Source organism: Streptomyces sp. NPDC087428 (genome assembly GCF_044744085.1).
GTDB lineage: Bacteria > Actinomycetota > Actinomycetes > Streptomycetales > Streptomycetaceae > Streptomyces.
The window spans coordinates 1-24021 of sequence record NZ_JBIUXR010000027.1; the positions used below are offsets into that span (position 1 = coordinate 1).

Annotated in this window: 23 protein-coding genes and 2 pseudogenes; 14 read left to right on the forward strand and 11 right to left on the reverse strand. The window is 69.5% G+C overall.

Features of this window, described 5'->3' with window-relative positions:
- Positions 1–89: 89 nt before the first annotated feature.
- The 9 genes from ACIO3R_RS37525 to ACIO3R_RS37565 all read right to left on the reverse strand — a co-directional run bounded on the left by ACIO3R_RS37525 (position 90) and on the right by ACIO3R_RS37565 (position 4512).
- A complete protein-coding gene (locus ACIO3R_RS37525) occupies positions 90–308 on the reverse strand; it encodes a hypothetical protein (RefSeq protein WP_402111513.1) in 219 nt (72 codons plus the stop codon).
- Between the two features lie 15 nt (positions 309–323).
- Positions 324–851 (reverse strand): single-stranded DNA-binding protein, encoded by a 528-nt coding sequence (locus ACIO3R_RS37530; RefSeq protein ID WP_402111515.1) that lies wholly within the window; start codon positions 849–851, stop codon positions 324–326.
- A complete protein-coding gene (locus tag ACIO3R_RS37535) occupies positions 851–1060 on the reverse strand; it encodes a hypothetical protein (RefSeq protein WP_402111517.1) in 210 nt (69 codons plus the stop codon). Before ACIO3R_RS37535 ends, ACIO3R_RS37530 begins: the two co-directional genes overlap by 1 nt.
- 220 nt (positions 1061–1280) lie before the next feature.
- Positions 1281–2492, reverse strand: a complete 1212-nt coding sequence (locus ACIO3R_RS37540) for an AAA family ATPase (RefSeq protein WP_207318412.1) — start codon at positions 2490–2492, stop codon at positions 1281–1283.
- Positions 2489–3400: a bifunctional DNA primase/polymerase gene (locus ACIO3R_RS37545; RefSeq protein ID WP_402111520.1), complete on the reverse strand. Its 912-nt coding sequence runs from the start codon at positions 3398–3400 to the stop codon at positions 2489–2491. Before ACIO3R_RS37545 ends, ACIO3R_RS37540 begins: the two co-directional genes overlap by 4 nt.
- A 77-nt stretch (positions 3401–3477) precedes the next feature.
- Positions 3478–3729, reverse strand: coding sequence for a hypothetical protein (locus ACIO3R_RS37550; RefSeq protein WP_402111522.1), 252 nt, complete (start codon positions 3727–3729; stop codon positions 3478–3480).
- Positions 3726–3899 carry a hypothetical protein gene (locus ACIO3R_RS37555; RefSeq protein ID WP_402111523.1) on the reverse strand — a complete coding sequence of 58 codons (174 nt, stop codon included), beginning with the start codon at positions 3897–3899 and terminating at the stop codon, positions 3726–3728. The genes ACIO3R_RS37550 and ACIO3R_RS37555 overlap by 4 nt, the downstream gene beginning before the upstream one ends.
- Positions 3896–4228 carry a hypothetical protein gene (locus ACIO3R_RS37560; RefSeq protein WP_402111525.1) on the reverse strand — a complete coding sequence of 111 codons (333 nt, stop codon included), beginning with the start codon at positions 4226–4228 and terminating at the stop codon, positions 3896–3898. The genes ACIO3R_RS37555 and ACIO3R_RS37560 overlap by 4 nt, the downstream gene beginning before the upstream one ends.
- A 23-nt stretch (positions 4229–4251) precedes the next feature.
- On the reverse strand, positions 4252–4512 hold the full coding sequence (locus tag ACIO3R_RS37565) for a DNA-binding protein (protein WP_402111526.1): 261 nt from the start codon (positions 4510–4512) through the stop codon (positions 4252–4254).
- Between the two features lie 120 nt (positions 4513–4632).
- On the opposite strand from ACIO3R_RS37565, the gene ACIO3R_RS37570 reads away from it, so the two are divergent.
- Positions 4633–5487, forward strand: coding sequence for a helix-turn-helix domain-containing protein (locus ACIO3R_RS37570; RefSeq protein ID WP_402111528.1), 855 nt, complete (start codon positions 4633–4635; stop codon positions 5485–5487).
- A gap of 52 nt (positions 5488–5539) precedes the next feature.
- Here the strand turns inward: ACIO3R_RS37570 and ACIO3R_RS37575 are convergent, their stop codons facing one another.
- Positions 5540–6973 (reverse strand): recombinase family protein, encoded by a 1434-nt coding sequence (locus ACIO3R_RS37575; RefSeq protein WP_402111530.1) that lies wholly within the window; start codon positions 6971–6973, stop codon positions 5540–5542.
- A 93-nt stretch (positions 6974–7066) separates the two neighbouring features.
- On the opposite strand from ACIO3R_RS37575, the pseudogene ACIO3R_RS37580 reads away from it, so the two are divergent.
- The 6 genes and pseudogenes from ACIO3R_RS37580 to ACIO3R_RS37605 all read left to right on the forward strand — a co-directional run.
- Positions 7067–7639: pseudogene (locus ACIO3R_RS37580) on the forward strand (ATPase, T2SS/T4P/T4SS family); the annotation flags it as partial.
- Positions 7636–8520: a type II secretion system F family protein gene (locus ACIO3R_RS37585; RefSeq protein ID WP_402111531.1), complete on the forward strand. Its 885-nt coding sequence runs from the start codon at positions 7636–7638 to the stop codon at positions 8518–8520. The pseudogene ACIO3R_RS37580 and the gene ACIO3R_RS37585, both read left to right, overlap by 4 nt.
- On the forward strand, positions 8517–9362 hold the full coding sequence (locus ACIO3R_RS37590) for a type II secretion system F family protein (protein WP_402111532.1): 846 nt from the start codon (positions 8517–8519) through the stop codon (positions 9360–9362). Before ACIO3R_RS37585 ends, ACIO3R_RS37590 begins: the two co-directional genes overlap by 4 nt.
- Before the next feature lie 66 nt (positions 9363–9428).
- Positions 9429–9629 carry a DUF4244 domain-containing protein gene (locus ACIO3R_RS37595; protein WP_385034639.1) on the forward strand — a complete coding sequence of 67 codons (201 nt, stop codon included), beginning with the start codon at positions 9429–9431 and terminating at the stop codon, positions 9627–9629.
- 97 nt (positions 9630–9726) lie between these two features.
- Entirely contained in the window at positions 9727–10056 is a 330-nt protein-coding gene (locus ACIO3R_RS37600; RefSeq protein WP_385349964.1) for a TadE family type IV pilus minor pilin, read from the forward strand.
- Positions 10056–10400, forward strand: a pseudogene (locus ACIO3R_RS37605) (Rv3654c family TadE-like protein); the annotation flags it as partial. The gene ACIO3R_RS37600 and the pseudogene ACIO3R_RS37605, both read left to right, overlap by 1 nt.
- A 79-nt stretch (positions 10401–10479) precedes the next feature.
- Here the strand turns inward: ACIO3R_RS37605 and ACIO3R_RS37610 are convergent.
- Positions 10480–13050 (reverse strand): DEAD/DEAH box helicase, encoded by a 2571-nt coding sequence (locus tag ACIO3R_RS37610; RefSeq protein ID WP_402111534.1) that lies wholly within the window; start codon positions 13048–13050, stop codon positions 10480–10482.
- 78 nt (positions 13051–13128) lie between these two features.
- Between ACIO3R_RS37610 and ACIO3R_RS37615 the strand changes: the two genes are divergently transcribed.
- The 7 genes from ACIO3R_RS37615 (at position 13129) to topA (ending at position 23921) form a co-directional block, all read left to right on the forward strand.
- Positions 13129–13482 carry an STAS domain-containing protein gene (locus tag ACIO3R_RS37615; protein ID WP_003967428.1) on the forward strand — a complete coding sequence of 118 codons (354 nt, stop codon included), beginning with the start codon at positions 13129–13131 and terminating at the stop codon, positions 13480–13482.
- A gap of 440 nt (positions 13483–13922) precedes the next feature.
- Entirely contained in the window at positions 13923–14396 is a 474-nt protein-coding gene (locus tag ACIO3R_RS37620; RefSeq protein ID WP_385040605.1) for an ATP-binding protein, read from the forward strand.
- Positions 14397–14677: 281 nt separating this feature from the next.
- Positions 14678–17113, forward strand: coding sequence for a sodium-translocating pyrophosphatase (locus ACIO3R_RS37625; protein WP_385040602.1), 2436 nt, complete (start codon positions 14678–14680; stop codon positions 17111–17113).
- Between the two features lie 364 nt (positions 17114–17477).
- The gene (locus ACIO3R_RS37630) at positions 17478–18146 is read left to right on the forward strand and encodes a small secreted protein (RefSeq protein WP_385349973.1); all 669 of its coding nucleotides are present in this window, start codon (positions 17478–17480) and stop codon (positions 18144–18146) included.
- Between the two features lie 143 nt (positions 18147–18289).
- The gene (locus ACIO3R_RS37635) at positions 18290–19825 is read left to right on the forward strand and encodes a methyltransferase (RefSeq protein ID WP_385040596.1); all 1536 of its coding nucleotides are present in this window, start codon (positions 18290–18292) and stop codon (positions 19823–19825) included.
- Between the two features lie 541 nt (positions 19826–20366).
- A complete protein-coding gene (locus ACIO3R_RS37640; protein WP_385349978.1) occupies positions 20367–20564 on the forward strand; it encodes a hypothetical protein in 198 nt (65 codons plus the stop codon).
- A gap of 468 nt (positions 20565–21032) precedes the next feature.
- A complete protein-coding gene (gene topA, locus ACIO3R_RS37645; RefSeq protein ID WP_385040590.1) occupies positions 21033–23921 on the forward strand; it encodes a type I DNA topoisomerase in 2889 nt (962 codons plus the stop codon).
- The last annotated feature ends 100 nt before the right edge of the window (positions 23922–24021 follow it).

Below are 24021 nucleotides of genomic sequence, written 5' to 3' on the forward strand. Positions count from 1 at the left end.
GGTCGTGACCGTCTCGGTCACGACTGCCGGGCCCCTGATGATCTGGCCGGCCGGAACACCGTCTAGGGCGTACACCTCGTCGTCCTTGTTCACGCTTGCTCCTTCCGTCCGTGGATCAGCCGGTCCAGCTGGAAGTCGGCCAGGTAGCGGTCGCCGACCGCGTGTTTCAGGGCCGCAGTTGCCGCCGCCTGCCCTGCCCGTGCGGCTCGGGCCGCCTGGTCCGCCGCCCACAACATGTGGACGGCGGCCGTGATGACGAACCCGAGATACAGGCCGGCCGCCAGGATCAGCACTTCGTGAGACGTCATGGTCTGGCTCCTTGATCAGAACGGGGGCTCGTCGGAGTAGCCGGGTGCGGGCGCGGCGGCGGGTGCGGGCTGACCGCCGCCCCAGCCGCCACCCTGCTGCGGGGGCTGCTGCTGGGCAGGCTTGGCCCCGGCCCACGGATCGGCGGCCTGGGCGCCGCTCTGCTGCTGGCCGCCGCCGGGCGCGTTCTTCGTGACCTTCGCCGACGCGCGGAGCAGGGACGGGCCGACCTCCTCGACGTCGATCTCGTACACGGTGCGCTTCACCTGCTCGCGGTCCTCGTAGGACCGCTGCTTGAGGCGGCCCTGGACGATGACGCGCATGCCGCGGGTGAGGGTCTCGGCGGCGTTCTCGGCCTGCTGCCGCCACACGGAGCAGGTGAGGAACAGGCCTTCGCCGTCCTTCCACTCGTTGGTCTGCTTGTCGAAGACGCGCGGGGTCGAGGCGACGCGGAACTTCGCGACGGCGGCGCCAGCCGGGGTGAAGCGGAGCTCGGGGTCGTCGACCAGGTTGCCGACGATCGTGATGGTGGTCTCTCCGGACATCAGGGGGTCTCCTTCTCGGGGGCATTCGTGGGCTGCTGGCTCACAGCTGCGCGGGCTTCTGCCTCGCGCAGGTTGCGGAGCTTGTTGGCGTGGCGTGCGGCGAGGCCGCGGCGGCGGGCGGCGGAGAGTTCCTCGCGCCGCCGCTTCGCCGCCTGGATACGGACGCGGGCAGCAGCGACCTGCTCCGCGACGATGTCGTTGACGTCCACTGCTCTCCTCGCATACACAAAGTTGATTGATGAGATTGGTGAGAATGGATCTGACCTGCTGTTTTGTAGTGACGAGAATGGTGACGAACATGGAAGTCGGAGTGACGAACATGGTGAGAATGGGAGCCCCATGTTCGTCACCATGTTCACCATGTTCGTCAGGTGAGTGCGTGAGAGAAACCGCAGGTCAGAGCCAATCTCACCAATCGCACCATGTACGTCAGCGCGTGTGTGGGGGGCTGGTGTTCGTGCCCTCTTCGACCCATGCGGTGGGCAGGAACCAATGGGACGTTCGCTCCTTCCCGAACCCCTCCTGACGGGAGCGGATCCCGAGCTTCTTCTTCGCCCGGTCCACCGACGAGTCGCTGAACGCCTGCAGCCGGGCGACCTTCTTGATCTCCCGCGCCTCTGCTGAGCCGCCGAGATCGGCAAGGAATCCGGCCAGCCACTCGGCCACCTCGTTCGTCGACCCGCTGCTCTCGCCGTTGTTCTCTGCCCGCATGACTTCGCGGACCGACGTGGTCGACTCCGGTCCGAGGACGAACCGGGAGACGTAGGACGGGCCTTCGTCGGTGTCGACGGTGGCCGCCTGAATCGTGTACGCGTGCGATGGCAGGCCGAGCCGGCCGAGGTTGTTCTTCTCCAGGCTCATGACGAACTCGTCCACTCCGTCTTCTCCTTCTTCCTTGGCGAACGCGATCAGCGATCGGATGAGCTGCCCGAAGGCGCCGGATCCAGCGAGGCGGCTGAGCGGATCGGCGCCACCCGCTTTCGTGAAGTGGGCCAGGCCGAGGATGGTGAAGTCGTGCCGGTCCGCGGCGGCGACCAGCGGCTCCAGCGCGGACCGGACTTCCGCTGCCCGGTAGTCGTTGATGGTGGCGTCGATCATGGAAAGCAGCGGATCGGCGACGAGCAGCGCGACGCTGTACTCCTCGGCGGCCTTCCCCATGAGCGAGATGTCCTTCGGCAGGGTGAGGCGGGCGTGCATCTCCTCGTCGTCCTTGACGTCCACCCGGAACACCCGGTCCATGTCGGCCCCGGCAGCGACGAGACGCGGCGCGATCGTCATGGACCAGGAGTCCTCGGTCGCCGCGTAGATGACGCCCCGCGGCTTGCCGTACAGCTCACCGGGGAGCGTGCCGGTTGTGATCCGGGCGGTGATCCAGCAGGCGTACTGAGACTTGCCCAGCCCCGGCCCGCCCGCCGCGATGGCGAGCGAGTTGAGCGGGATCCGGCCGTGCGAGGTAGGCGGCGCGTCCTGCGGGGTGGTGTCCCACAGCCACCGGACGGGCCGGATACGGATCGACGAGGCAGGGGTGAGGACCAGGCGACGCGGCGACGCGGCCGCCTGCTCCGTCAGCACCTCGCCGTCGGGCGGTTCCTCATCACCGAAGAACCGTGCGGCCGCTTCGTCGAACGCGGTGGTCGTCATGCCGCCACCCAGGTCTTATCGGATGGGCGACGGGCGGCGCTCTGAATGGTCGCGAGGATCTCGCCGTCGGTAAGTCCCACCGCCTGCCCTGCAGAGACGAGTGCGTTCTCGGCTTCGTACAGGTCGAGGGCGCCCTGGTCCGCGCTCTCGTTCGCCCTGCATGCAGCGAAGTACAGGCTCGCGTTGCGGTTGCCCTCGCCCGCGTCCATGACGTGCTGCACCAGGGTCTCGACCGTCCAGTGTTTCCCGGGCCGGCGGATCCCGGACAGAGACGTCTGGCGGCGGGCCTGCCCGGGGGTGCGCGGCTTCTCCTTGCGGGGCAGGAGCGTGCTCGGCCAGCCGGTGGTCGGCTTGTGGAAGACGTTGCCGGTGCCGGGCCACTGGTAGCGGCACCCCGAGGAGTGCACGGACGGGGCCAGCAGGATGTACCCGTTGTGCTTGAAGTCGATGCCGGGGAACGGCTCGCCGGGCAGGTCGAACCCGGGTGATAGGTACAGCATGTGGAGGCCGTCGCCGCCGGTGATCTGCATGGTGGTGCCGGGCAGGACGCCGACGCGCTGCTCCAGGGCGCACAGGGATGTGTGGCCGTCGTTGCGCGGGTCGACGTCGAGGACTGCCCAGCCGTTGAGCTTGCAGGGCGCGCCGATGTTCGCGTCCGGCTCCTCCGTCCACCACCTGTGGATGAGGTTGGTGTCGGTGGTGGCGGCGTGGAAGCCGTGGCAGGTAGCCACGCCGCACTGGCATTCTTCTGGGCGGTGCTTGATGTAGATGCTGCTCTTCATGTCGCAGCGGGCGCAGTTGGCGTAGGGCGCTTTGCTGCGGCGGACCCTGAAGACCTTGATGCCGAGGGCGGCGTAGGCCAGGGCGGCGTCGCGGTGGTTCTTCGGGATCTTCGTGCCGTCGTTCACGAACTGGGCTCTCTTCTGCGAGCTGGGGTGAGGTGTCCGTGCGGGCCGGGGCGTGCAGGTCGCCCCGGCCGGCTGGCTCACCCGGCGTTCTTCAGCTGCTGGCCGAGTTCGTCGGCGAGCTGGGTGATGGCCTGCTGCCAGCGGCGTGCGGCGGTACGGAGGCACATCTCGCTGGGCTGGGCTTCGAGGTCGGCGCGGATGGCGCCCAACGTGACGTGGAAACGGGCCTGTTCGGCGGTGAGCGCCAGGTGTCGGGTGCCCTGCTCGTCGGCCGCTTCCAGTTCCACGGGGTTGTCGACCGGCCACTCGCCGGGGTCGCGATCGGTCATGCTGCCCGCTCCTTCTGGTCGGCCGGCTGGTGGAAGGCGGCGCGGAGTCGTGCGCGCTGCAGGTCGTTGAGGGGCGGGGCCTGGGCGGCGATGCGCCGGACGCGGGCCCAGTACGCGGTGTCGCCGTGGTCGGCCCCGGCCGGGCGCCCCGGGATGTCCTGGCCGGTCACGGGCGGGCCGCCGCCCGGTTGGCCTTGTCGGTGAAGTCCGACAGGACGAGCGTTTCGAACGGTGCGGGCAGCGGGGAGAGGTTGAGGCCGATGGCGTCGGCGAGGAGCTTGCGGGCGATGGTGTCGCGCTCGAAGGCGGGCCGGCCGGGGGCCATCAGGAGAAGGATCGGGTGGCCGGGGCGGGCGACGACGGCACCGTAGAAGGTGGGGGCGGTGATGTCCGCGTCGTCTATCTCGGCGTTGAGCTGGGCGAGCAGCTGGTCGAGGGGCGTGGTGAAGAGTTCCTCGACGGTGACGCCTCGGTCGGTGGTGGTGTCTACACTCGTCATTGAGTGCCTCGCTCTCTTGCTGTTCACGCGGTGTGGGTGTGGTGCTCGTCCGAAGCCGTTGCGGTTGCACCCGCAACGGCTTCGCTGTTTTCAGGGGTGACCTGCAGGACCCGAAGCAGATCTGCGGTGATTGCCCGGTACGCCCGTCCGGCGCGGATGACCTGGCAGGGGAACTCGCCGCTGCGTGCGAGTGAGTACGCGGTGGTTCGCCCTACGCCGAACGCCCGGCCAGCCGTCACGATGTCGACGCTCGCGGGCAGGGACAGAAGTTCGTCTCGTGTCATCGCGTTCCGCTCAGTGGCAGATTGTGTCATCAGGGCTCACTTCGGCAAGTAGTTGCGCTGTTGCCGCACAGCATGCGCCGCTGTCTTGCTGAGTGTCAACTACTGCCGTACTGTGCTCTCATGACACAACAGGAGTGGGCGCATCGCGTGGCGGCCGTCGTGGCCGGCGAGGTGCGTCGTTATCGAGAAATGCGCGGCCTGAGTGCGCAACAGTTGGCGGATGCCTGCGCCAAACAGGGGATGCCTATTCAGAGATCGGTTATTGCGAACTTCGAAAATGGACGCCGCACGTCGATTGGGGTCGCCGAACTGCTTATGTTCGCTGCAGTGCTGGAAGTTCCCCCGGTCGTGCTTTTGTTCCCGGTTGGGTATGAAACTTCAACCGAGTATTTGCCCAACGAGTCCGCAGATCCATATATGGCTGCAATGTGGGCGTCAGGGGAAAACGCCCCAGTGGATCACGAGGATAACTACTCCGCCACGCCGCTGGCTCTTGGTCGCTACCTGGTTCTATCCTGCCAAGCAATCCTGGAGACTCACGCGCAGCTTGAGATTGCAGGCCAGCAGGCTGCGGAGGAGGGGGAGGGGCTACGGCGCATCGAGGCGGAGTATGAGACTTCCGTGCATGAATACCATAAGGCCAGCCATCAAATGGAGGCGGCAAGGCGAGATGGTGCCCCTGCTGGGCCGGAGGACTTTGCGCGATTGAGTGCTGCATACAATAATATGCAGAGACTGCTTGATCTAAAGCACCGAGCGGGGGCGTCGAAATATCGATTGAAAGATCTTCAAGAAGAGCTTGAGGCGAACGAAGTTGACGCCAGAGACATCATCAAGGAGATTCGAGCGAATGGATGGAAAGTTCCAGCCGTAGGTGCGGATCTGGAGTACCTTCTAAAGGAGCCTGAGTCGGCTGTCGATCGAGCCAAGAACCTTCGGGCGCATCGAGTCAGGAAAGCGCCGAAAGGTAATTGAAATTTCCTCCTCGCCGCACCAGTGGCACCGACCGGCGGTGACGTCCGCGCACCTAGCGCTTCCACTCCGCTCCGATGGCGTCGTAGTCGAAGTACCCGCCGTCGGGCATGCGGCCGGGCCGCGGCTTTCGCAGCGTGACCTTGAGCAGTGTTCGCAGGACGGTGCGTTTCCGGTCGAGGTCGAGTCCCTCCCACGCCTTGCGTACATCGGGCATGCCGACCAGGCCGACGAGCGGGTCCTTGACCGCGGCTCGGGCCAGCTGCTGCGTCACACCTTCGAGCTGGGCGCGCGCCACGTCCGACCCCTCGGTGAACTGGGCCATGTCGACCGTGCCCGCGCCGAACATCGCGGCGAGGTCGGTGAGCCTGCGGCGGATCTGCTCGCTCTCCAGCTGCAGGGCGGCGACGTTGACCCCGTCCGCAGCGGGCTGCAGCAGGTCGGCCGCGTCGTCGCGTGACAGGCGCTCGATCAGCAGGTCCTGGATGTACCGGTCCAGAACATCGGCCTTCCGGCCGCCGCCACACTGGTTCTGGCACCGGTAGCTCGGGTAGTTCCCGCCGCCGGCCAGGGTGCAGATCACCGTCTTTGTGCACTCGCCGATCCCGCACTGGTAGATCATCGAGCCGAACCACTTTGCCGCTGGACCGGGCGTCGTCACCCGCGACGGATCCGTCAGGATCGCGACGACGGCCCTGAAGCGCCCCTCATCGATCGCAGGTTCCCAGGCCCCGGCCCCGATCTCCTCGCCCCGGTACACGGCGATTCCGGCGTTCCTCGGCCGCATCAGCAGGTCGCGCGCGGTGCCGTGCTCGATCGGCTTGCCCTGCGTCGACACCAGGCCCTTGTCGGCCAGCCAGCGCACCCAGCCCTTGATCGAGCCGCCGGACAGGATCTGATCCGTGCCCACGTCCAGGGCCGCGGCTTCCTCTGGGACCAGCTTGTTCATGTCGAGGACGGGCACGTCGATCTCCTCGTCGGTGCCCTTCACGGCCTTCTTCCTGGTCTCGCCCGTGGGGACCCCCCAGCCGAACGGGCGCAGGCCACCGCCCCACTTCCCGGCCTTCGCCTTCTGCAAGCGGGCACGAGCGACACGCTCGGCCTTGTGCTCGGACTCGTGCCGGGCGACGGCGCCGTGGATGCGGGCAGTCATCCGACCGGACGACGTGGAGAGGTCGAGCTCGCCGGCCTGGCAGGTGTGGGTGTCGACGCCGCGCCGCTGGCTGAGGTCGATGTACTCCTCCAACTCGGTGGGGGAGCGGTGCAACCGGTCGGTGTGCCAGGCGATCACGAAGGTGGCAGTGCCGAGTTCGAGGTCGGCGAGCATCCGGCGGTAGTCCTTGCGCAGCTTGCCCGAGTACGCGGAGAGGTCGTTGTCGATGTACACCTCGACGACTTCCCAGCCGTGGGACTGGGCGAGGGCTTCGCAGTCCTCGCGCTGCCGGTCGACGCCGAGGTGGGCGCCGGTGCGGTCCTGGCTGATACGCACGTAGATAACTGCGCGTGTTCGCTGCCCTGCGGGCGTGCGGCTGGTCTTCATCTTCCGAGTGTCCGTCAACAGGGGTGTCTTTGTCACAGGTTCGGGAAGACAACGCTCCTCGCGAGCCTGCTGGGTGCGGTGGGGGAGCGGGAGCGGATTGTGCTCGCCGAGGATTCCGCCGAGCTGCGTCCGGACCATCCGCACGTCGTACGGCTGGAGTCGCGTCCTGCCAATCAGGAGGGTGCCGGGCGGGTGACGCTCCGGGACCTGGTGCGACAGGCGCTGCGCATGCGGCCCGACAGGCTGGTGGTCGGAGAGGTGCGGGGTGCGGAAGTCACCGAGCTGCTGGCTGCGCTGAATACCGGTCATGAGGGCGGGTCAGGAACGGTTCACGCAAACGCGGCCGAGCATGTCCCGGCTCGGCTGGAGGCGTTGGGGACGGCGGCGGGGCTGGACCGGACGGCCCTTCACAGCCAGCTGGCGGCGGCGCTGTCCGTGGTGGTCCATCTCGTGCGGGACCGGTCCGGGCGGCGGCGGATCGCCGAAGTTCATGTTCTGGAGCGGGATGCGGCGGGGCTGGTGGTGACCGTACCGGCGCTGCGCTGGGGTGCGGCCGGCTTCGAGCGGGAGCGGGGCTGGGAGCGGCTGCGGTCGCTGATCGGGGGTGAGCTGTGACCGGTGGTGCGGCAGGGGTGGGTACGCCTGAGGCGGTGCATGCGGCGACGCTGTGTGCGGGAGCGGCTGCCTGGCTGGCGGTGTCCGCGCGGGGGCAAGGAGGCCGAAGAGCAGGGCTGTTGTTCGGCGACGGGGCTGAGCGGTCGCCCCTGGGGAAGCGATGGGAGAGCGGTCGGAGGCAGCTCCAGGGGTGGCTGAGGGGGCGGGCGGAGTGGCTGTGCCTGCCGGTGGCTCTGGTTCTGGGGGTCCTTGGTGAGTCCGTGCTGCCGATGGTCGCGGGGGCGGCCGCGGTGCCGCTGGTGCGGGGGTGGTTGCGGAGAAGGGAGTTGCGCAAGGTCCGGGAGCGCCGGGCCGACGGAGTGGTGGACCTGTGCGGTGCGGTGGTCGGTGAGCTGAGGGCCGGCCGCGAACCGGGGCAGGCGCTGCTCGTCGCGGTCCGCGGAACGGGGGTGATGGGCGCGGCGGAGGCGGGGGTGTCGGCCGCAGCACAGTTCGGGGGCGATGTCCCGGGGGCGCTGGGACAGGCGGCGCGCGAACCGGGTCTGGACGGGCTCGCCGGGGTGGCCGCCTGCTGGCGGGTGGCGGTGGACGGCGGAGCGGGACTCGCGGCCGGGCTGGACCGGCTGGAGGGCGCGCTGCGGGCCGAGCGGCGTCGACGGGAGGAACTGCGGGCGCAACTGGCCGGAGCGTGGTCGACGGTCGTGGTGCTGGCTCTGCTGCCCGTCCTGGGCATGGGGCTTGGCGCGGCGCTCGGGGCGGAGCCGCTGAGGGTGCTGCTGCACAGTTCAGCCGGACTCGCCTGCCTGGTGGTGGGCGCTCTGCTGGAGGCGGCCGGTCTGCTCTGGGCCGGCCGGATCGTCCGGGCGGGTGAGGCGGTATGAGCGCCGCGTTCGGTGAGGTAGTCCACGGGGCGGGGGTCGTCGGTGTGGCGGCGGTCGTGTGCACCTGGTTGGCGCTCGCCTTGGCCCGGCGGCGGACCGGGCGGCGGGTGCGGCGCAGGGGAGCGGCGGTTCTGGCGGTCGAGGAGCTGGGCCCGGTACGTCACGGTGGCCGTGCCGGCCCGGTCGGCCGGGTTCGGCGGCGGCTCGGCCGACTGGTGGCCGGTGCCCCGGTCAGGCTGTGGGCGGTGGCGCTGGGTGTTGTGCCGGCGGGCTGGATTCTGGTGGGAGGCCTGCTGGGGTGGGCGGTTGGCCTTGCGGCGGGGTACGGCGCCTGGCGGTGGCAGCGGGCTCGGCCGGGAAAGGCGCCGCATGTCGCGGCCCAGGAGACGGCAAGGGCTGCGGAGGTCATACGTCAGCTCCCGCTGGCTGCCGACCTGTTGGCGGCCTGTGTCTCCGTCGGGGCCGGTCCGCGGGAGGCGGCGGAGGCGGTGGGGGAGTCGCTGGGCGGGCCGGTCGGTGAGCAGCTGGCGCGCACGGCGGCGGAGATCCGGCTCGGTGAGGATCCTGCCGTCGCCTGGGGGAGGTTCGGGGAGATACCGGGTGCTGCCGCGCTGGCCCGCTGTCTGGACCGGGCCGCCGCGACCGGCGCTCCGGCGGCGGAGCCGGTTTCCAGGCTGGCCGAAGCGATGCGCGCCGAGCGGTCGAGCGCGGCGGTGACGCGTGCGCAGAGGGCCGGCGTACTGATCACCGCGCCTGTCGGGCTCTGCTTCCTTCCCGCGTTTCTCGCGGTGGGGGTGGCGCCCGTGGTGATCGGTCTGGCGACGGGATTGCTGAATCCCTGACGCACCAAAAAGGCCAATGAGATTAATAGGTCAATTTCGATTGAAAACTGTCTCACGGGGGTTGAAATGATGCGGAAAATGACGGATTGGGTCCGGAGTCTGGTAGGCGGGGCTCGGGCGGACAGGGGCATGACGACGTCCGAATACGCGGTGGGGACGATCGCCGCCTGTGCGTTCGCTGCGGTGCTCTACAAGGTGGTCACCAGCGCACCGGTCATGGCGCAGTTGCAATCACTGCTCAAGGACGCGCTCGATGCGAAGTTCTGAGTGCGGCGTGGCGGTGGCGCCGGATCCCGGCGAGCGATCCGGGGAAGGGGCTGGGCAGCAAGCCGGGCCGACGGGGCGGGGGAGCGACCGGGGCGCGGTGACGGCGGAGGCCGCCATGACGATTCCGGTGCTGGTGGTGTTCACCCTCGCCCTGCTGTGGGCCCTGATGGCCGCGTCGGCCCAGATCCGGTGCGTGGACGCGGCACGGGCCGGTGCACGGGCAGCGGCCCGCTCCGAGCCGGAGGCGCAGGTGAGGGAGGCCGCTCTCTCGGCGGCACCGGGCCGGGCAGGGGTCGAGGTGCGGCGGACCGGGGCGCTGTGGCGGGTCAGGGTGACCGCACCGACTCCGGGCCCCGGGCCGCTGGCCGTCACGCTGAGAGCGGAGGCCGTGGCGTCGGCGGAGGACACGGTGGGGGCGACGCCGTGATGCGGCCGGGCCGGCGAACGCCGTGCGCGTGGCTACAGCGGCTCTGCGGGCTCTGCGGGCTCTGCGGGCGCTACGGGCGCTGCGGGCCGCGGGACCGGGGGTTGGCCACCGTGTGGGCTGCGGTGGCCACGGTGACGCTGTGCACGGTGTTCGCGGTGGTGCTGGCGCTCGGGCAGGTGGTGGTGGCTCGGCACCGGGCCGGAGGCGCGGCCGACCTGGCAGCCCTGGCAGCGGCCGACCGGGCCTTGGAGGGAGCAGCCGCGGCCTGCGAGGCCGCACGGCAGGTTGCCGGGGCGCAGGGGGCGGAAGTGGTGCGGTGCGCCGTGCAGGGGGAGATCGCCGATGTGGCGGCCCGGGTGCGGCTCGGACCGTACGCGCCGGAGGTCAGGTCCCGGGCGGGGCCGGCGACGACGGCTCCTGCGGCTACTGGGCCGCCGGGGAGTCCGGGGATGGCGGGGAGTCCGGGGAAGGCGGGGTTGGCGATGCTGATGGGGCCGGTGCCGCCGAGCGATCTGGGGCGCTCGTTGCCGTCGGCTCCGTCCGGTCGGGAGGCGCGGATCGGAGGAGCTCGGTGAGCAGGCGCACGGCGCCGCGTTTGTGCAGCGGTTCGTTGCCGTTGCCGCACTTCGGGGACTGGATGCAGGACGGGCAGCCCGCATCGCACTCGCAGGAGGCGATGGCCTGACGCGTGGCGGTCAGCCAGCCGCGCGCGGTGTGGAAGGCCCGTTCGGCGAACCCTGCCCCTCCGGGATGGCCGTCGTACACGAAAACGGTTGGCAACAGGGTGTCCGGATGCAGCGGTACGGACACGCCGCCGATGTCCCAGCGGTCACAGGTGGCGAAGAGCGGCAGCATCCCGATCGACGCGTGTTCGGCGGCGTGCAGCGCGCCGCCCAGGATCTCCGGATTGATCCGGGCGGTGTCGAGCTGGTCCTGGGTGACCGTCCACCACACGGCACGGGTGCGCAGGGTGCGGGGCGGAAGGTCCAGCTTGGTCTCGCCGAGCACCTCGCCGCTGATCAGCTTGCGACGGAGGAAGGAGACGACCTGGTTGGTGACTTCCACGGAGCCGTAGCAGAGGCGCCCGTCGCCCCACGGGATCTCGGTGTCGGTCTCCAGGACCGAGATGGCGGTGGTGTCGCGGGCGGTCGTCGAGTACGGCGGATTCGCCTTCTCGACCAGCGCCGCCGAGTCCTCCAGGTCCAGTTTCCGGACCAGGTAGGTGCGGCCCTGGTGGAGGTGGACGGCGCCCTCGTGGACGGCGGTGTGGGCGGCGGACTCGTCGACGGTGCCCAGCAGCCTCCCGGTGCCCTCCTCGACGATCTGGACGGGGCGGCCGCCCTCGCCCCGGATGTCGGTGAGGTCGGCGGCCCGTTCACGCCGGGTCCAGTGCCATCCCGAGGGCCGTTTGCGGAGCAGCTTCGCGGCTTCCAGCTGCGGCAGCAGTCCGGCCGCGGCGGGCCCGAAGAGTTCCAGGTCGGGTTCGGTGAGCGGCAGCTCCGCCGCGGCGGCACACAGGTGGGGGGCCAGGACGTACGGGTTGTCCGGATCGAGGACGGTCGACTCCACGGGCTGCTGGAACAGCGCCTCGGGGTGGTGGACGAGAAAGGTGTCCAGCGGGTCGTCACGGGCCACCAGGATGGCGAGGGCTCCCTGGCCCGCTCGTCCCGCGCGACCGGCCTGTTGCCACAGCGAAGCCCTCGTACCGGGGTAGCCCGCTATGACGACGGCGTCCAGGCCGGAGACGTCGATGCCGAGTTCGAGGGCGGTGGTGGCGGCGAGGCCGAGCAGCTGGCCGGAGTGCAGGGCGCGTTCCAGGGCGCGGCGTTCCTCGGGGAGATATCCCCCGCGGTAGGCGGCGACGCGCGCGGGCAGGGAGCGGTCGATCGCCGCGAGGCGTTCCTTGGCGATGACGGAGATGAGTTCCGCGCCCCGCCGGGAGCGTACGAAGGCGACCGAGCGCACGCCCTGCACGGTCAGATCGGTGAGCAGGTCCGCGGTCTCCGCCGTGGCGGTGCGGCGCACGGGGGCGCCCTTCTCGCCGTGCAGCTCGGTCAGGGGCGGCTCCCACAGAGCGAAGACCAGTTCGCCGCGCGGAGAGGCGTCGTCGGCGACCTCGACGACCGGGAGGCCGGTGAGGCGGCCTGCGGCGGCCGAGGGCTCCGCCGCGGTGGCGGAGGCCAGGAGGAAGACCGGATCGGCGCCGTAGCGGGCGCACAGGCGGCGTAGCCGGCGCACCACCTGGGCGACGTGGGAGCCGAAGACACCCCGGTAGGTGTGGCACTCGTCGATGACGACATAGCGCAGGGCGCGCAGGAAGGAGGACCAGCGGGGGTGGGACGGGAGTATCCCGCGGTGCAGCATGTCGGGATTGGTGAGGACGTAGTTGGCGTACTGGCGTACCCATTCGCGTTCCTCGACGGGAGTGTCCCCGTCGTAGACCGCGGGACGGATCCCGTTGCCCAGCGGGGCCGCGAGTTCCTTCACCGAGCGTCTCTGGTCCGCGGCCAGGGCCTTGGTGGGGGCGAGGTAGAGGGCGGTCGCGCCACGGCCGTTGGGAGCCTCGGAGCCGTCCAGGAGGGCGCTGAGGACCGGGGCGAGGTACGCCAGCGACTTGCCGGAGGCGGTGCCGGTGGCGATGACGACCGACTCACCGTCCAGCGCGTGCTCCGCCGCGGCCGCCTGATGGGCCCAGGGATGATCGATTCCGGACTTCTGGATGGCGGCGATCACTTCTGGACGGATGCGATCGGGCCAGATGGCATGGGTTCCCGTACGCGGGGGCAAGTGCTCCGTATGAGTGATGCGCGCGGACCGGTTCGCCCCTGCGGCGAGCCGGTCGAGGACCATGTCCGGAGAGGGGCGGGAGCCCCCGCTCTCGGGCGGTCGACTGGGGCGGTGATTCTTGGCCATCGGCACCGAGTGTGTCACTGGCGAGGCGGACAATGGTCCCAAGGCGTCGTGCATGGCAGCTGGTAAGTGATTGAATGCCATCGCGGCTGGCGATCCGTCCCCTGGCTCCGCCGGGGAGACCGAGGGGCGACCGCTCGATAGCAAGGTGCTGGAGGATCCGTGGACCTGTCCTTGTCGACTCGCAATGTGTCCGGCCCTGGTGGCGACCGTACGGTCGTCGAGGTCGGTGGCGAGATTGATGTGTATACCGCGCCCAAGCTGCGCGAGCAGTTGGTCGAGTTGGTGAATGACGGCAGCTACCACTTGGTTGTCGACATGGAAGGCGTCGACTTTCTCGACTCCACCGGCCTCGGCGTGCTCGTGGGCGGCTTGAAGCGTGTGCGGGCCCATGAGGGCTCGTTGCGCCTGGTCTGCAACCAGGAGCGCATTCTCAAGATTTTCCGGATCACCGGTCTGACCAAGGTGTTCCCGATTCACACCACGGTCGACGAGGCCGTCGCGGCAACCGACTGACGGCCGGCCCGCGCGGCCGGATCGGCTCAAGGGCCGGTCCGGCGGCAGCGGGTGCCACCGCAGTCGGTGCCGTCGGCAGCTCCGGACGAAGACAGCCGGAGTGATGGCGGCGGTTCGTCGGCGGCCGGGTGCTCGGGTGACTGGTGAATCCGGTGACCGGTGCGTCCGGTCTCCGGCATCGGCCCGTCACCCGGTCGGCGGTCGTCGGCTGATTTATTTGCCGGTCCATTTGCCGGCCGGTCGCTCACACGATCGGATCAGCCGTCAGCCGTCAGCCGTCAGGCAGCGGCTGAATGTTGCCCGGACATCATCCGTCGGGCCGGTGTCCGGCGGGTGCCGGGCAGGCGCGCCGGCCGGCGGTGTCCGGAAAGAAGAGCCAGGGGCTCCGGGTCACTCGCCCGGTTCCTGGGATGCACACACGTACGTTCGAGGGGGATCGCATGGCCACCGTTGAACTCCGCTTCAGCGCCCAGCCCGAACACGTCAGAACGGCCCGCCTCGTGGCGGCTGCCGTGGCGCGCCGGGCCGGGGTCGACGAGGCCGTGCTCGACGAGGTCAGACTCGCCGTGGGAGAGGCGTGCAGCCGTGCGGTCGGGCTGCACCGCAGCCACGGCATCACCGCTCCCGTCACGGTCGTCCTGACCGAGGAGGAGAAGTCCTTCTCCATCGAGGTCGGCGACGAGGTGCCGGGCCCCGGCAGCGACGGGTCCGTACCCGGCATGTCCGGACGTGGCGGCGCCGTACCCGGTGTGGGGCCGGACGAGCCGGAACCCGATCCGGAGGGCGACGGCGAGGACGAGATGGGCCTCGCGGTCATCAGCGGCCTGGTCGACGACGTGGAAGTCAGATCCGGCGCGGACGGCGGAGTCATCCGGATGAGCTGGCCGAAGACGCCGGCGACCGTACTGTCCTGAGAGGGCCGCGTCCCGGGGCGGTTCGGCCGGCCCGGTGGCGCGAGTGGTCCCCCTGATCAGTTTTTCGAGGCCCTGCTGAGCAGGGCCTTTTTTCATTTCTGCTTGATCAGTGATCTACGGACAATGCGTCTGCCCCATTACTGCATTCGGTCCATTCGGTGAAGGTGATCAATTGCCGTTCGGTGGATGAAGGTCAATTACATTTACCGCGCACTGTTTTGATCGTGTTCTGCTACCTACAATCCGTCCACGTCTTGAGCGCTGAGCGTCAAGGAGGACGTATGGCGGGGTTCGGCACCACACCACTGGTAGAACTGACGCAGTTTTCCGCACTTTCCGACCCACCCACCACTCTCGCGGCAGCGGTACTCACCCATGACAACCGCGTCATCGTGATCGTCGTCGCGGTCGTCGCCGTCGCGGCACTGCTGGTCGCCCAGCTGCTGGCACGTCAGGTGCTGGCGGCCGGTGAGGGCACCGACCGCATGAAGGAGATCGCCGGGGCCGTCCAGGAAGGCGCGAATGCCTATCTGGCCCGGCAGTTGCGCACGGTAGGCATCTTTGCCGTCGTGGTCTTCTTCCTTCTTCTGCTGCTTCCGGCCGACAACTGGTCGCAGCGAGCGGGCCGTTCGGTGTTCTTCCTGGTAGGTGCGCTTTTCTCGGCGGCCACCGGATACATCGGGATGCGGCTCGCCGTTCGGAGCAATGTGCGGGTGGCTGCCGCCGCGCGTGAGGCGACTCCCGCGGAAGGCGAACCGGAAAAGGATCTCACCGCTGTTTCGCACAAAGCAATGAAGATCGCATTTCGTACCGGGGGCGTGGTCGGCATGATCACCGTGGGCCTCGGCCTCCTCGGCGCTTCCTGCGTGGTGCTCGGCTACGCGGCCGACGCGCCCAAGGTCCTGGAGGGCTTCGGGCTCGGTGCGGCGCTGATCGCGATGTTCATGAGGGTCGGCGGCGGCATCTTCACGAAGGCCGCCGATGTCGGTGCTGACCTGGTCGGCAAGGTGGAGCAGGGCATTCCGGAGGACGATCCGCGCAATGCAGCCACGATCGCCGACAACGTGGGTGACAACGTCGGGGACTGCGCGGGCATGGCGGCCGACCTCTTCGAGTCGTATGCCGTGACGCTGGTCGCCGCGCTCATCCTCGGCAAGGCCGCCTTCGGTGACGCGGGGCTGGCCTTTCCCCTGATCGTGCCGGCGATCGGTGTGATCACCGCGATGATCGGCGTCTTCGCGGTCGCCCCGCGGCGCAGCGACCGCAGTGGGATGACCGCCATCAACCGCGGGTTCTTCATCTCGGCGGTCATCTCGCTCGTCCTGGTGGCGGTCGCGGTCTTCGTCTACCTGCCGTCCTCGTACGCGGATCTGGACGGGGTCACCGATACGTCGATCACCTCCCACGGCGGGGATCCACGGCTCTTCGCCCTGGTCGCCGTCGCCATCGGTATCGTGCTCGCGGCCCTGATCCAGCAGTTGACGGGGTACTTCACCGAGACCAACCGGCGTCCCGTCAGGGACATCGGAAAGTCCTCGCTGACCGGAGCGGCCACCGTCGTACTCGCCGGCATCTCCATCGGTCTGGAGTCCGCCGTCTACACCGCGCTGCTGATCGGGCTCGGGGTCTACGGGGCGTTCCTGCTCGGCGGTACGTCGATCATGCTGGCGCTCTTCGCGGTGGCGCTGGCCGGGACCGGACTGCTCACCACCGTCGGGGTCATCGTCGCCATGGACACCTTCGGTCCGGTCTCCGACAACGCTCAGGGCATCGCCGAGATGTCCGGCGACGTCACCGGCGCCGGTGCCCAGGTCCTCACCGACCTGGATGCCGTCGGCAACACCACCAAGGCCATCACCAAGGGCATCGCCATCGCCACCGCCGTTCTGGCGGCTGCGGCGCTCTTCGGTTCCTACCGTGACGCGATCGCCACCGCGGTCGACGACGTAGGCGCCTCGGCCGGGGAGATGGGGCTGAGCCTGGACATCTCGCAGCCCAACAACCTGGTGGGTCTGATCGTCGGCTCCGCGGTCGTCTTCCTCTTCTCCGGACTGGCCATCAATGCGGTGTCCCGGTCCGCCGGAGCCGTGGTCTACGAGGTGCGGCGGCAGTTCCGCGAGCACCCCGGGATCATGGACTACACCGAGAAGCCGGAGTACGGGCGCGTCGTCGACATCTGCACCAAGGACGCGCTGCGCGAGCTGGCCACGCCCGGTCTGCTGGCCGTGCTGGCACCGATCGCGGTCGGCTTCAGCTTCGGGGTCGGGGCGCTCGGTTCGTATCTCGCCGGTGCGATCGGCACCGGGACGCTGATGGCGGTCTTCCTCGCCAACTCCGGTGGCGCGTGGGACAACGCCAAGAAGCTCGTCGAGGACGGGCATCACGGCGGCAAGGGGAGCGAGGCCCATGCCGCGACCGTCATCGGTGACACGGTCGGCGACCCGTTCAAGGACACGGCCGGGCCGGCGATCAACCCCTTGCTCAAGGTGATGAACCTGGTGGCGCTGCTCATCGCGCCCGCGGTGGTGAAGTTCAGCTACGGCGAGGACGCGAGCGCCGGGGTGCGCGCGGTGGTGGCCGCGCTCGCCATCGCGGTCATCATCGGTGCGGTCTACGTCTCCAAGCGGCGCGGGATCGCCGTGGGGGACGAGGGCGGTTCCGGCGGCGAGGACGGAGGCAGCTCGGCCAGGACAGCCGGTCCGGCGGCTGTGCAGTGAGCCGGTTGTCCGAGGAAGTCGGCACCGACAACACTCCGGGCCGCCCCAGCCGGACGAGGTGAAGTCAGCCGACGGACCAGCGGATCGACTGACGAATCGGCGGACGAATCGGCGGACGGACAAACCGATGAATGAGCGGGCGGGCGAGGCATTCTGATGCGTCGTCCGCCCGTTGGACTGCCCGAACGAGTGCTTGTTCGTTCAGGCGTTCCCGTGCGTGAGGGCCGTGTGGGTGAGTTGTATCTCCCTTGTTTTGCTTGGTGCAAATGGCTTCAAAAGGTCACCCATAGGACGCCGGGCGCCCGGATGCAGGGCGCTCGACGTGTAAGTTCCGGGGCCGAGAGCCTTGGAAGGGACCAATCCGGTGAACAAGAAGCTTGCGGCCGCACTGTCCGGCGGTGCGGTACTGGTACTTACGCTGTCGGGCTGCAGCGACGACAGCGACAACAAGGTGAACGACTGGGCCAAGAAGGTCTGTGACCAGGTCCAGCCCCAGCTGCAGAAGATCGCGAACGCCAACGCCTCCATCCAGCAGCAGACCGCCGACAACAGCAAGCCCGCCGACGTCCAGGAGACCGACTCGGCCGCCTTCCAGCAGATCTCCCAGGCCTACAAGGCGCTGGGCTCGGCGGTCGACTCGGCGGGCCCGCCGCCGGTCGACGACGGTGAGACCACGCAGAAGGAGGCCGTGAAGGAGCTCAACGCCTCCTCCGTGGCGTACGCGGATCTGCAGAAGAAGGTCGATGACCTCGACACGAAGGACCAGGCGAAGTTCGCCGACGGCCTCAAGGGCATCGCTGACGAGCTGAACAAGATCAGCACCAACGGTGACCAGGCGCTGAAGGAGCTCCAGTCCGGCAAGGTCGGCACCGCGATGGCCAAGCAGGAGGGCTGCCAGAAGCCGACGGCCTCGGCATCGCCGTCGGCCGGCTCCTCGAAGTCGGCTTCGCCGTCGAAGGACTCGAAGAACTCCGGGGAACCGAAGGACTCGAAGGAGGCGTCTTCTGCCGCCTCGCCCAGCGAGAAGTCGTAACCGGGCAGCTCCCGGCCGCGGTCGCACACCCCGAAATACCCCGAACGAGCAGCTGTACGACCGCCGTCCGGTGGCCGTACGACCGGCCCGGCGGCCCCTGACGGGCCGGCGGGCCGCTGCCGTTGTCAGTGGGAGCCGCCACAATGGGTCACGTGAGTAAGACCAGCCTTCCCGCACCCGACCATGCGACCCGGCTCCGCGAAGCCCTGCTCGCCGCCGCCTTCACCGCCGACGGGCTCCTCGACCTGCTCGGTGCGCCCGCCTACGCCGCGCTCGCCCGCAGCGAGACCGTTCCGGCGCTCCGGGCCACCCGGGGGGACGCGCCGCTCGACACGCTGGTGCGGCTCTTCCTCCTCCAGCGCCCGGTTCCGGCCGGGCGGGCGGCTGCCGTGCTGCCGCTGCCGGAATGCGTGGCGGACGGCTGGCTGACCGAGTCGGACGGCGAGGTGCGCGCGTCCGTCGACGTGCGGCCGTACAGCGGGCCGGACGACCAGGACTGGTTCATCGTCTCCGACCTGGGCTGCGCCGTCGGCGGCGCGGGCGGCATCGGCTCGCACGAGGAGGGCGTCGTCCTCGGTATCGGCGGCGCGTCCACCACCCTCGCCGGGATCACCGTCCGCAGGCCTGTCGCCTCCGCGCTCGACATCGGTACGGGCTCCGGCATCCAGGCGCTGCATGCCTCGCAGCACGCCACCAGGGTCACCGCCACCGACCTCAATCCGCGCGCCCTCGGCTTCACCCGGCTCACGCTCGCCCTGTCCGGCGCCGCCCCGGCCGATCTGCGCGAGGGTTCCCTCTACGAACCCGTCGCCGGCGAGACGTACGACCTGATCGTCTCCAACCCGCCCTTCGTCATCTCGCCCGGTGCCCGGCTCACCTACCGCGACGGCGGCATGGCGGGCGACGACCTGTGCCGGACCCTGGTGCGGCAGACCGGCGACCGGCTGAACGAGGGCGGATACGCCCACTTCCTGGCCAACTGGCAGCACACCGAGGACGAGGAGTGGCAGGACCGGCTGCGTTCCTGGGTGCCGCACGGCTGTGACGCCTGGGTCGTGCAGCGCGAGGTCCAGGACATCACGCAGTACGCGGAGCTGTGGCTGCGCGACAGCGGCGACCACCGCACGGACCCCGCGGAGTACGCCGCGCGGTACGACGCCTGGCTGGACGAGTTCGAGGCCGGCGGGACCAAGGGCATCGGCTTCGGCTGGATCACGCTGCGGAAGTCCGCCGCGGCCGCCGCCGGGAACCCGTCGATCGTGATCGAGGAGTGGCCGCACGCGGTGGAGCAGCCGCTCGGACCGGCCATCGAGACGCACTTCGCCCGCCAGGACTACCTGCGCGACCAGGACGACGCCGCACTCCTGGCCGGGTACTTCACCCTTGCCTCCGAGGTCATGCAGGAGCAGGTCGGGCTGCCGGGCGCGGAGGATCCCGAGCATGTGGTGCTCCGTCAGAACCGCGGTATGCGGCGCGCGACGAAGGTCGACGCGGTCGGTGCCGGATTCGCCGGTGTGTGCGACGGCTCGCTGCCCGCGGGCCGGATCCTCGACGCCATCGCCCAGCTGATGAACGAGGACCCGGTGCTGCTGCGCGACCGCACCCCGCAGGCCATCCGGCTGCTGGTCGAGGAGGGCTTCCTGGAGCCGGTGCCGCCGGTCGGCCGGACAGCCGGATGACCCGGATCGTGCCGGTCGCGCCAGAGCCCGGCGCGACGCGGATCGTGATCAGCCCGTTGTGGGCCGCCTCCTGCCCGGGGGTGGTTCGGCGCGGGGCCGCGTAGCCCTCGAAACCGGGCTCCGCTCCGGTTCGGCCGTGTGCTGCCGCATGTACTGAACGGCCTTGTCATCAGCGTCTTCACGCTCTGAGCCGCATGCCTGCTGCTCGGTCTGCGGATTCCGGTTCGCGCTCCGCCCAGGCCGGCCGCGGTTCGGCTCGCCGCTGTGACGGGGTGCGCGGTGTTCGGCCTGGAGCCGGGGGCCCACGGTTCCGTACCGCCGCAGGCGCACGCGGTCGGAACAGCACGCGAGTTGTCCGTCGTCGGCCGCACGTACGGATGACGTGTTCACAGCCCGGACCCGCTGTTCACCCGGGGTTCGCGTCGCCGACGTTCCGTGGTGCGAGCCTCCCCCGAAACGGTGCGACACGAAGCCGTACGGCGCGGTGTGACCGCGGGTACCCACCCCGGTCCGCGCCGGGGGGACAGAGAGGCGTACGGACATGGAGAGCGGACCTGCGATCTTCGCCGGAACGGTATTCGCGCTGTTCGGCGCCGCGCTGCTGCTGTGGACAGGGGCGTGCGTGCTGCACCGCGCGCCGGTGGCGCACCGGGTGAGCCCCGTTGCCTCCGCCGCACTGGCCACTGCGTTCGGCGTCGCTTTCCTCGTCCTCGGCGTGTGGTGCTTCACACGCGTCTGAGACACGCGTCTGAGACACGCGTCTGAGACACGCGTGTGAAGCACGTGTCTGAGACGGGCAACTGAGACGGGTATCTGAGACGCGAGTGGGAGACGTGAGTGTGAGACAGGCGTCTGAAACGTGTGTCTGAAACACCGGTTTGAACACGCGTCCGAATCTGCCGTGAACCGCTCGCCGCCCTGACCGGGCCCGGAACACGCCCGGACGCCCCGCACCTCGCCCCCGGCATCCTCAGGGCGGCCAGAGCGCCTCCGAAACCCGCAGGCAGCGGCCCTGTGAGCGGTGGACCGAGCGGGCCGGGCGGCAGGAAAGGCGGAAGTCGGGTTACCGTTCGAGTGGCCGTTGCGGGCTTTTGCCGTTTGACACGGGGGCGGGTTGTACCGTCACACTCCGCAGCGACAGCACTGTCGGCAGCGCGATCGCGCTGCCCGGATGCCCACCGAGCGTCGACCGGAGAGAAGAGCGAAGTTGTCCCCGACCAGCGAGACCGCACAGGGCGGCCGCCGACTCGTCATCGTCGAGTCGCCTGCCAAGGCGAAGACGATCAAGGGCTATCTCGGCCCCGGATACGTCGTCGAGGCGAGCGTCGGGCACATCCGCGACCTCCCGAACGGCGCCGCGGAGGTGCCGGACGAGTACACCGGCGAGGTGCGTCGGCTCGGCGTCGACGTCGATAACGACTTCCAGCCCATCTATGTCGTCAATGCCGACAAGAAGGCCCAGGTCAGGAAGCTCAAGCAGCTACTGGCCGAGTCGGACGAACTCTTCCTCGCCACCGATGAGGACCGCGAGGGCGAAGCCATCGCGTGGCACCTGCAGGAAGTGCTCAAGCCCAAGGTCCCGGTCCACCGGATGGTCTTCCACGAGATCACCAAGGAAGCGATCCGGGCAGCCGTCGCCAACCCGCGCGAGCTCAACCAGCGCATGGTCGACGCCCAGGAAACCCGCCGGATCCTCGACCGCCTCTACGGCTACGAGGTCTCGCCGGTCCTGTGGAAGAAGGTCATGCCGCGGCTCTCTGCGGGCCGTGTCCAGTCCGTCGCCACCCGCCTCGTCGTCGAGCGGGAGCGCGAGCGCATTGCCTTCCGTTCCGCCGAGTACTGGGACCTGACCAGCACGTTCGCCACCGGCCGCACCGGTGACGCCTCCGATCCCTCGACGCTCACCGCCCGCCTCAGCGCGGTCGACGGGCGCCGTATCGCCCAGGGCCGCGACTTCGGTCCGGACGGGCAGCTCAAGTCCGGCTCCGGCCAGACGCTCCACCTGGACGAGACGAACGCGAACGCGCTGGCCGCCGCGCTCGCCGACTCCGCGTTCGCCGTACGGTCCGTCGAGTCGAAGCCGTACCGCCGTTCCCCGTACGCACCCTTCCGTACGACGACCCTCCAGCAGGAGGCGAGCCGGAAGCTGGGCTTCGGGGCGAAGGCCACCATGCAGGTCGCGCAGAAGCTGTACGAGAACGGCTTCATCACCTATATGCGTACCGACTCCACGACTCTCTCGGACACCGCGATCTCCGCGGCCCGAGCCCAGGTCACGCAGTTGTACGGGGCCAATTACCTGCCGGACAAGCCGCGCACGTACGCCGGCAAGGTCAAGAACGCGCAGGAGGCGCACGAGGCGATCCGCCCCTCCGGCGACCGCTTCCGCACCCCTGCCGAGACCGGCCTCACCGGCGACCAGTTCCGGCTCTACGAGCTGATCTGGAAGCGGACCGTCGCCTCCCAGATGAAGGACGCGGTCGGTAACTCCGTCACCGTCAAGATCGCCGGCCGGGCGAGCGACGGCCGGGACGCCGAGTTCTCCGCGTCCGGCAAGACGATCACCTTCCACGGCTTCATGAAGGCGTACGTCGAAGGCGCCGACGACCCGAACGCCGAGCTCGACGACCGTGAGCGCCGGCTGCCGCAGGTCAACGAGGGCGACGCGCTGACCTCGGACGAGATCTCCGTCGACGGCCACGCGACGAAGCCGCCGGCCCGGTACACCGAGGCCTCGCTGGTCAAGGAGCTCGAAGAGCGAGAGATCGGCCGCCCGTCGACGTACGCCTCGATCATCGGGACGATTCTCGACCGCGGATACGTGTTCAAGAAGGGCACGGCACTCGTGCCGTCGTTCCTCTCGTTCGCCGTGGTCAACCTGCTGGAGAAGCACTTCGGCCGGCTCGTCGACTACGACTTCACGGCCCGCATGGAGGACGACCTCGACCGCATCGCACGCGGTGAGGCCCAGTCCGTGCCGTGGCTGAGGCGTTTCTACTTCGGCGCGACCGCCGGGGACGAGGCGGCCGGTGCCGGAAAGGCCTCCGACGCGGGCAACGGCGACGGCGACCACCTCGGCGGGCTCAAGGAGCTCGTCACCGACCTCGGTGCCATCGACGCCCGGGAGATCTCCTCGTTCCCCGTCGGCAACGACATCAAGCTCCGGGTCGGCCGGTACGGCCCGTACATCGAGCGCGGCGAGAAGGACTCCGAGGGTCACCAGCGCGCGGACGTCCCCGAGGAGCTGGCGCCCGACGAACTGTCCGTCGAGTACGCGGAGGAGCTGCTGGCCAAGCCGAGCGGCGACTTCGAACTCGGTGCGGACCCGGTCAGCGGGAACCAGATCATCGCCAAGGACGGGCGCTACGGCCCGTACGTCACCGAGGTGCTGCCCGAGGGCACCCCGAAGACCGGCAAGAACGCGGTGAAGCCGCGGACCGCCTCGCTCTTCAAGTCGATGTCGCTGGACACGGTGACGCTGGACGACGCGCTGAAGCTGATGTCGCTGCCGCGCGTCGTCGGTGAGGACGCCGAGGGTGTCGAGATCACCGCGCAGAACGGCCGCTACGGCCCGTACCTGAAGAAGGGCACGGACTCGCGGTCGCTGACCTCAGAGGACCAGCTCTTCGACATCACGCTCGACGAGGCGCTGGCGATCTACGCCCAGCCGAAGCAGCGCGGCCGGGCCGCGGCCAAGCCGCCGCTGAAGGAACTGGGCACGGACCCGGTGAGCGGGGCGCCGGTGGTCGTGAAGGACGGCCGCTTCGGCGCGTACGTCACCGACGGCGAGACGAACGCGACGCTGCGGTCCGACGACAGCGTCGAGGAGATCACGCCGGAGCGCGGGTACGAGCTGCTTGCCGAGAAGCGGGCCAAGGGGCCCGCCAAGAAGAAGACGGCGAAGAAGGCCCCGGCCAAGAAGGCGACCGCGAAGAAGGCGCCGGCGAAGAAGGCGACTGCGGCGAAGAAGACGACCGCGAAGAAGACGACTGCGACGGCGGCGAAGAAGACCGCGGCGAAGAAGACGACTGCGACGGCGAAGAAGTCCGCGTCTGCTTCTTCTGCGGCGTCGGCGTCGGCGTCGACGGAGGAGTGACCTCGCGGGGTTTCTGAACGCCGGACGGGCTGGGGGTGTCTCTCCCCGGCCCGTCCGGCGTTTGTGCTGTTCTGCGGTGCGGTGCGGTGCGGTGCGATGG